Annotated in this window: 7 protein-coding genes; 2 read left to right on the top strand and 5 right to left on the bottom strand. The window is 70.3% G+C overall.

Annotation, left to right across the window (positions count from 1 at the left end):
* The coding region (locus tag VK501_RS18790; protein WP_324340055.1) for an AAA family ATPase at window positions 1-592 on the top strand (592 nt) is incomplete at its 5' end.
* 112 nt (window positions 593-704) lie between these two features.
* Window positions 705-1850: a Vms1/Ankzf1 family peptidyl-tRNA hydrolase gene (locus tag VK501_RS18785; RefSeq protein WP_324340053.1), complete on the top strand. Its 1146-nt coding sequence runs from the start codon at window positions 705-707 to the stop codon at window positions 1848-1850.
* Window positions 1851-1937: 87 nt separating this feature from the next.
* Here the strand turns inward: VK501_RS18785 and VK501_RS18780 are convergent, their stop codons facing one another.
* The 5 genes from VK501_RS18780 to secA form a co-directional block, all read right to left on the bottom strand.
* Window positions 1938-3446: an amino acid decarboxylase gene (locus tag VK501_RS18780; protein WP_324340051.1), complete on the bottom strand. Its 1509-nt coding sequence runs from the start codon at window positions 3444-3446 to the stop codon at window positions 1938-1940.
* A gap of 4 nt (window positions 3447-3450) precedes the next feature.
* On the bottom strand, window positions 3451-4554 hold the full coding sequence (prfB, locus tag VK501_RS18775; protein WP_324340049.1) for a peptide chain release factor 2: 1104 nt from the start codon (window positions 4552-4554) through the stop codon (window positions 3451-3453).
* 38 nt (window positions 4555-4592) lie between these two features.
* Window positions 4593-5147, bottom strand: coding sequence for a hypothetical protein (locus VK501_RS18770; RefSeq protein ID WP_324340047.1), 555 nt, complete (start codon window positions 5145-5147; stop codon window positions 4593-4595).
* Window positions 5144-5350 carry a DUF3800 domain-containing protein gene (locus tag VK501_RS18765; protein ID WP_324340044.1) on the bottom strand — a complete coding sequence of 69 codons (207 nt, stop codon included), beginning with the start codon at window positions 5348-5350 and terminating at the stop codon, window positions 5144-5146. Before VK501_RS18765 ends, VK501_RS18770 begins: the two co-directional genes overlap by 4 nt.
* Window positions 5351-5524: 174 nt before the next feature.
* Window positions 5525-8386 carry a preprotein translocase subunit SecA gene (gene secA / locus VK501_RS18760; RefSeq protein WP_324340042.1) on the bottom strand — a complete coding sequence of 954 codons (2862 nt, stop codon included), beginning with the start codon at window positions 8384-8386 and terminating at the stop codon, window positions 5525-5527.
* Window positions 8387-8404 lie beyond the last annotated feature (18 nt).

The following is an 8404-nucleotide window of genomic DNA, read 5'->3' as shown; positions in this document are numbered from 1 at the left end:
CGACGAGATCGAGAAGGCGCACCCCGAGGTGTGGAACGTGCTGCTGCAGCTGCTCGACGACGGTCGCCTGACCGACGGCGAGGGCCGCACGGTCGACTTCACCAACGCGGTGATCGTCATGACGTCCAACCTGGGGGCCGGCCGCGCCAAGCGCGCGATCGGGTTCACCTCGGCGGCGGCGCCCGCTGACGACGACCGGATGATGGCCGCGGCGAAGTCCGCGTTCCTGCCCGAGTTCCTCAACCGCATCGACGACGTGGTGACGTTCACGTCGCTGGGCGAGGAGCAGGTGGCCGAGATCGGCCGGATGATCGTGGGACGCGTGGCCGACCGGCTGCGCGCGGAGCGCCGGATCGAGCTGGAGGTCGACGACGCGCTCGTCGCCCGCCTGGCCGCCGACGGCTTCGACGAGGAGTTCGGCGCCCGGCCCCTGCAGCGCCACGTGCGCCGCACGCTGGAGCGGGAGCTCACCCGCGCGATCCTGGCCGGCACGCTGGCCGACGGCGCGAGCGTGAAGGCGTCCGTGGACGAGGGCGGAGCGGTGACTCTCGAGGTCGCCGAGGCCGCCCGGCCGCTGGCCCTCGTGGCGTAGCACCCACAGCAAGAACCCAACCGAAGAGCGAAGGGCCGGCGCCGAGATGCACCGGCCCTTCGTCGTTCTCGGGTGCGGGTTCCCCCGGCACGACGATGGGTAGGCGGTCAGCATGGCGACAGACATCACGACGGACCGCCTGCGCGAGCTTGCGGAGACCCGCACCGCGCAGGGCAAGGTCCTCAGCGTCTTCATCAACCTCGATCCGCGAGAGTTCGCGACGCCGCCCGCCCGGGCGACCGAGATCAGCTCCGTGATGGACGAGGCCGGACGCGCCATCCGCGATCACGGGACGCTCACGCACGCCGAGCGCACCGCGCTGGAGCATGACGTCGAGCGCGTGCGCGCGCAGCTGCGCAACGGGCTGGACACCGAGGGCGCGCGCGGGCTGGCCGTCTTCGCCTCCGAGCTCGCGGGCCTGTTCGAGATCCTCAAGCTGCCCCGGCCCGTCCCGCACAAGGTCGCGATCTCCGACCATCCCTGCGTCGAGCCGCTGGCGCGGATCGGCGCCGGCGAGCTGTGGTGGCTCGTCCTCGTCGACCGGCGCCGGGTGCGGCTGCTGGCCGGCACGATCGACGGGCTCGTGGAGGTCTGGCGCCAGGACGACGACGTCCCGGGCAAGCACGACCAGGGCGGCCTGTCGCAGGCGCGCTACCAGCGCAGCGTCGAGAAGGAGGTCGACGACCACCTGCGCGCGGTCAACGCCGAGCTGCAGCGCCGCATCAAGGCCAACCGGGTCGCCGGCATCCTGCTCGGCGGCCCCAAGGAGACGGTGGCGCACCTCGAGCAGATGCTCCACGCCGACGTCGCCAAGTGCCTCAAGGGCCGCTTCGACGTGGACGTGTGGAACAGCTCGACCGACGAGGTCCTCAACGCCGCGCGCGCGGTGCTCGACGAGCTGACGGCCCGCCGCGACCGCGAGCTGCAGCAGCGCATCGACGAGGGCCTCGGCACCGGCGGCCGTGCCGCCGCGGGCCTCAACGAGGTGCTGACCGCCGTGCACGAGCGCCGCGTCGACACGCTCGTCGTGCAGGACGGCTTCACGGCCAAGGGCACGCGCTGCCCGCAGTGCGGCTGGCTCGGCGTGTCGGCCGGCGGCCAGTGCCCTGCCGACGGCACGATGACCGAGGCCGTCGACGACGTCGTCGAGATCGCCGTCGCCCGCGCCTTCGCACAGGACGCCCGCGTGCGCTACCGGCCGGCCACCGACCTCTGGCTGGAGCAGAAGGGCTCGATCGCGGCGCTGCTGCGCTTCTAGGCGGAGGCTCGCCCAGAGGGCTCGTTCCGCTGCGCGAACTCGCCTAGCGGCTCGGTCGGGCGGCCGGGGCGACCCTCGCCGCCTCTCTCACTCCGCCAGCACGTGGATCGTCGCGATCGTCGGGTCCGCCGCGCCGTGGAGGCGGGCGCCCGACGTCACAAGCTCGCGCAGGTACGCGGCCGTGTCGGCGGTGATGCGCTCGCCGGGCAGCAGCGCCGGGATGCCCGGCGGGTAGCCGGCGATCGACTCGCACGAGATCCGCCCGACGGCCTCCTCGAGCGGCACGATCTCCGAGCGACCGAGGAAGGCGTCGCGCGGCGCGACGACCATGGCGTTGGTGAGCGCCGCCGGCGTGCGCACCAGCGCCTCGACGGTCCCGGGCCGGCTGATGCGCTTGACGATCTCGTCCACGTCGCCGGCAAAGCGCACGAGCGCGTCGGCCGGCTGGCCCATGCCGAGCACGCAGACGATCGTCGCGACGGTCGCCAGCTCGGGCTGCACGTCGTAGGCGGTGCGCAGTGCGTCGGCCACCTCGTAGCCCGTGCAGCCGGTGCCGCGCGTGTCGAGCACGAGCCGCAGCGGGTCGTAGGCCGCGACGCCCGGGCGCCCCACGAAGTCGTCGGCGATCGTGGCGATGCCCGGCGTGGTCGCCAGCTTCTCGCGCGTGGCCTTCGCGGCGGCCAGCGTCTCATGCAGCAGCGCCTCGCCGTGCACGGCGAGCTGGCGGCGGGCGGCGTCGAGCGAGGCCATCAACAACGACGACGGGCTCGTGGAGCGCAGCAGGCGCAGCGCGCGGCCGACGTCGGCCGGGTCGATGCGGGGTGGGTGGGAGCCGGTTCCCTTCGCGACGTGGAGCATCGCGCTCTGCGTCAGCGAGCCGACGATCTTGTGGGTGCTGGTGAGCACCGCGTCGGCGCCGAGGCGCAGCGCGCTCTCGGGCAGGTCGGGGTGGAAGCCGAAGTGCGGGCCCCACGACTGGTCGACGACCAGCGCGACGCCGCGGCGGTGGGCGACCTCGGCCAGCGCCGCCACGTCGGCCACCATGCCGTAGTAGGTCGGGGAGACGAGGAAGGCGACCCCGGCGTCCCGATCGGCCGCCAGCGCCGCGTCCAGGGCGTCGGGCGTGACGCCGTGCGCCATCCCGAGCTCCTCGTCGTAGGCCGGCGCGACGAACGACGGCAGGCCGCCGCTGAGCACGAGGCCGTCGACGACCGACGCGTGGGAGTTGCGCTGCGCGACGACGTGGGTGCCCAGCGGCGCCAGCGCGAGGCACAGCGCGTGGTTGCCCTGCGTGGCCCCATTGGTCAAGAACCACGTGCGCGCGGCGCCGTAGGCCTCGGCGGCCAGCGCCTCGGCCCGCTCGAACGGCGACGGCGAGACGCCGATGTCGATGCCGTGGATGTCCTGCGGGATGTCGATCGCCAGCGCGCTGTCGCCCAGGGCGTGGCGCAGGCCGGGATCGGCGCCCGGGCCGCCCTTGTGGCCGGGCACGTGGAAGCGCCCCGGGCCGCGGAAGCCGTAACCGACGACGGCGTCGAGGTACGGCGCGGTCGGCTGCTCGCTGCGCCCCGACGCCGGGGTCTCCGCGGCGCTCACGCCGCTAGCCCGCGGCCTTGAGCAGGTACTCGCGGACGAAGCCGTCGAGGTCGCCGTCGAGCACGCGCTGGGCGTCGCCCATCTCGCGATCCGTGCGGTGGTCCTTGACCATCGTGTACGGGTGCAGGACGTAGGAGCGGATCTGGGATCCGAAGTTGACGTCGAGGGTCTCGCCGCGCTCCTTGGCGATCTCCTCCTGGCGCTGGCGCTCCTGGCGCTCCAGCAGCTTGGCGCGCAGCATCTTCATCGCCGTGTCCTTGTTGGCGGACTGCGAGCGCTCGTTCTGGCATTGCACGACGATCCCGCTCGGACGGTGCGTGATGCGCACTGCCGAGTCGGTCTTGTTGACGTGCTGGCCGCCTGCGCCGGACGCGCGATAGGTGTCGATCTGCAGGTCGTCGGAGTCGATCTCGACGTCGCCGGTGTCCTCGATGACCGGGGCGACCTCGACGCCGGCGAAGGCCGTCTGGCGGCGCGACTGCGCGTCGAACGGCGAGATGCGCACGAGCCGGTGAACGCCCTGCTCGGCGTTGAACAGGCCGTAGGCGTTCTCGCCCTGCGCGCGGAACGTGGCCGACTTGATGCCGGCCTCCTCCCCCGCGCTGGCCTCCAGCAGCTCGACCTTGAAGCCGCGCGACTCGGCCCAGCGCATCATCATGCGCAGGACCATCTCGGCCCAGTCCTGGGCGTCGGTCCCGCCGGCGCCGGCGTTGACCGTCACCAGCGCGTCGCCCGCGTCGTAGGGTCCCGAGAACAGCCGCTCCTCCTCCAGGGCGGCGAGCCGGTCCTCGATCGAGCCGAGCTGCTGCACCAGCTCGGTGGCCATCTCCTCGTCCTCCTCGGCGAGCTCGGCGAGCCCGTCGAGGTCGTCGACGTCGGACTCCAGCTCCTGGAACGCCTTGAGCTTGCGCGAGGTCCGCGCGTGCTGTGCGGAGACCTTGGCGGCAGCGTCGGAGTCGTCCCAGAAGCCCGGCGCCTGCATCTGCTCCTCCAGCTGCGCGGCGGTGGCCGCGAGAGCGTCGGGATCGGTGCTGCCGCGCAGCAGGTCGAAGCTCGACCGGATCGCGGCGAGGCGCTGGGGCGTGGGGGTGTCGGCAGCGGTGGCCATGCAGGTCCCGAGGGTATCTGCTGCAAGACCGACCGGGCCTACAACGCCTTCAGCCAGTGCAGGGTCGTGCCAGGCGCGCAGTGGGAAGCGGGAAAGACCTTCAGGCCGTACGACGTGAGTGGACCGGATCCACGCCGATACAGCTTCGGTACCAGCTCCTGCAGGTACCGGCGCTCGACGTTGCCGAACTCGTCGGGTTCCACAGCACGGAAGAGGGACGAGGCCGCCGTGTCCGCAATCTGAAGGAGCTCGATCCGATCCGGCGATCCGATCTTGAACGGGTGGCCGTCAAAGGCCGCACGGAAGATCTCGGTATCCGACAGCTCCAACGCCCGGCGATAATCGTGGAGCTTCTGCGCGGGGAAGTGACGGACGTGGGCGAAGGTCACGATCGCGGAACCTCCGCCGTTTTCCCGGATGTACCACGAGACACGCTCGAGCACGAGGCGAACCGCCCAGAGGTACATCGGATCTGGGTTCGTGATGTACGCCAGGTCGCCAGCGGGATCGGGCTGATCAAAGCCTCGCTTGCACAGGATCGCGCTGGTGATCACATCGACGGATGAGGCTGCGATGTCCTGCACGGCCTTCACACGCGCTGCGAGTGGCTGAACTTCTGGAAATGCAGTACCTGCCCGGACTTCCGACCGAGCGTCGCGCGAAGCGCACCAAGCTCGGCGCGCACGGCGGCGTGTCGCTCGTCGCGCACGACGGTTGCAGACACCACGAAGTGGGCGGTCGACTTCTCGGAGATGCCCCGATCGCCAGCCTCGTCGATGTAGACACGCCACAGCATTCAGGACATCAAGAGAGGACGGACCGGAGTCGCCTACTGCCGCGTAAGGCGGGTGCCACCCGTGAAGGTGGCAGGCGGGTATCTCCGCGACCGTCCTCCCTGACTATAGAAGGTACCGCCGCCTCCGGACGGAATGCGAACAAGCGTTCGCGCTACTGGCCGATTCATGCAGCGCTAGGCGCCGTGGCACTTCTTGTACTTGCGCCCCGACCCGCACCAGCAGGGGTCGTTGCGCCCGATGAGCTCGTGCTCGTCGACCCGGCGCTGCTGCACCGTGGGCGCGGCGTCCTCGACGTACTCCTCGTCGGAGGCGACGCCACCGCCCTGGGCCGCTGCGTTCAGCGCGCTGGGCTGCTGGGTGCCCACACCGCCTGTGTAGGTCATCGTGCCCGCGCTGCCGCCGGCCGCGCCGAGCTGCGGCACGGCCGCGGCGCCCTGGGCCTCCACCTCGACCTCGACGTGGAAGATCATCCGCGCGAAGTCCGCCCAGATGGTGTTCATCAGGTCGGTGAAGAGGTCGAACGCCTCGTTCTTGTAGGCGACCAGCGGATCGATCTGGGCGAACCCGCGGAGGTGGATGCCCTCGCGCAGGTAGTCCATGTCGTACAGGTGCTCGCGCCACTTGTTGTCGATGATCTGCAGCAGCAGGTAGCGCTCGAGCGCGCGCATCAGCTCGTCGCCGAGCTCCTGCTCGCGGCGGTCGTAGAGCGCCAGCGCGTCGGTCTGCAGCAGCTCGACGAGCTCCTCGCGCTCGTTGACCGTGTCGAGCCGGTCGGGTCCGAACCCGACGGGGAAGATGTCGGCCAGGGCGGTGAACAGGCCGTCGACGTCCCAGTCCTCGACGAACTCGCTCGCCGTGTACTCGTCGACGACGCGGCGGATGACGTCGGCGAGGTTCTCGCGCGCCACCGGGCCCATGTCGCGGCCCTCCAGCACCTCGTCGCGGTACTGGTAGACCACGCGGCGCTGCTCGTTCATGACGTCGTCGTACTCGAGGACGCGCTTGCGGATGAGGAAGTTCTGCTCCTCGACCTTCTTCTGGGCCTTCTCGATCTGCTTGGACAGCATCGAGGCCTCGATCGGCTCCTCGTTGCCCTCGTCGTCGACCGTGCCGAGCTTGTCGAGGATCTTGTAGATCCGGTCGCCGGCGAACAGGCGCACGAGGTCGTCCTCGGCGCTCAGGAAGAAGCGCGACTCGCCCGGGTCGCCCTGGCGGCCGGCGCGGCCGCGCAGCTGGTTGTCGATCCGGCGCGACTCGTGGCGCTCGGTGCCGCAGATGAAGAGGCCGCCGGCCTCCAGGACCCTCTCGCGGTCGGCCTCCGTGCGGGTCTCGATGCTCGGCAGGACCTCGGCGAAGCGCTCGTCGTAGTCCGGGTCGCCCTGCTTGAGGCCGAGGTTGCGCAGCTCGACCTCGGTCTGGTGCTCGGCGTTGCCGCCGAGCTTGATGTCGACGCCGCGACCAGCCATGTTCGTGGCGATCGTGACCGCGCCGGGACGGCCCGCCTCGGCGACGACGTCGGCCTCGCGGGCGGCGTGCTCGGGCTTGGCGTTGAGGACGGCGTGCGGGATGCCCAGCTTGTCCAGCTTGGACGAGAGCATCTCGGAGACCTCGACCGAGATCGTGCCGACGAGGATCGGCTGGCCCGCCGCGTTGCGCTCCTTGATGGCCCGCAGCAGGGCCGACCACTTGCCGTCGCGCGTCTTGTAGACCTGGTCGTTGCGGTCCTTGCGGATCATCGCCCGGTTCGTCGGGATCTGGATGACCGGAAGCTTGTAGATCTTCATGAACTCGGTCGCCTCGGTGAGGGCGGTGCCCGTCATCCCGGCGAGCTTCCCGTACATGCGGAAGTAGTTCTGGAGGGTGACGGTTGCGAGCGTCTGGTTCTCCTCCTGGACGGTCACGCCCTCCTTGGCCTCGACGGCCTGGTGCAGGCCCTCCGACCAGCGGCGGCCGTCGAGGATGCGGCCGGTGAACTCGTCGATGATCTTGACCTCGCCGTCCACGACCGCGTAGTCGACGTCGCGCTTGTACAGCGACTCGGCCTTCAGCGACTGGATGAGGTGGTTGACCAGCGGGCCGTTCTCGGCGCGGTACAGGTGGCCGATGCCGAGGAACTTCTCGGCCTTCGCGACGCCCTGCTCGGTGACCGCGACGGTCTTGTGCTTCTCGTCGAACTCGAAGTCGAAGTCCGCGGTGAAGTCCTTGCGGGCGCGCGGGTCCATGCCCTCCGGCGTCTTGCCGGACGTCATGACCTTGGCCAGCTTGGCGAACTTGAGGTAGTAGTCGGCGGCGGCCTCGGGGGCGCCGGAAATGATCAGCGGCGTGCGCGCCTCGTCGATCAGGATGTTGTCGACCTCGTCGACGATGCCGAAGAAATGCATCGCCGTGGGGCGGCCGTCCTCGCCGATGCGCCCGCCGTGCTGGACCTTCTCCTCGATCGTCTGCGCCATGTTGTCGCGCAGGTAGTCGAAGCCGAACTCGGAGTTGGTGCCGTAGGTGACGTCGCAGGCGTAGGCCTCGACCTTCTCCTCGTACTCCATGTTGTTCTGGAGGATGCCGACCGTCACGCCGCACGCCTCGTAGATGGGCAGCATCCACTCGGCGTCGCGCTTGGCCAGGTAGTCGTTGACGGTGACGACGTGGACGCCCTTGCCGGCGAGCGAGTTCAGGACCACGGCGAGCGTGCCGGTCAGCGTCTTGCCCTCGCCGGTGCGCATCTCGGCGATCGAGCCGCCGTGGAGCACCATGCCTCCGATGAGCTGCACGTCGAAGTGCCGCATGCTCATCGTGCGCTTGCCGACCTCGCGGACGATGGCGAAGCACTCCGGCAGCACCTCCTCGAGCGCGGCATCGACCTTGTCGTCGGTCGGCTGGCTGCGCACCTGCTCGCGCAGCGCGTCCATCCGCTCTCGGAGCTCGTCCTCGGACTCGAGCTCGAGCTCCGGCTCGAAATCGCCAATTCGCGCCACACGCTTCTCGTGCTGGCGGAACTGCTTCGACTCACCCATGTTCAGCGCACGGTCAAGGAGACCCATGGCTTCAGTGTAGTCGGC

The sequence above is a fragment of the Baekduia sp. genome (assembly GCF_035318805.1).
GTDB lineage: Bacteria > Actinomycetota > Thermoleophilia > Solirubrobacterales > Solirubrobacteraceae > Baekduia.
This window is presented reverse-complemented; position numbering and strand designations above follow the sequence as displayed.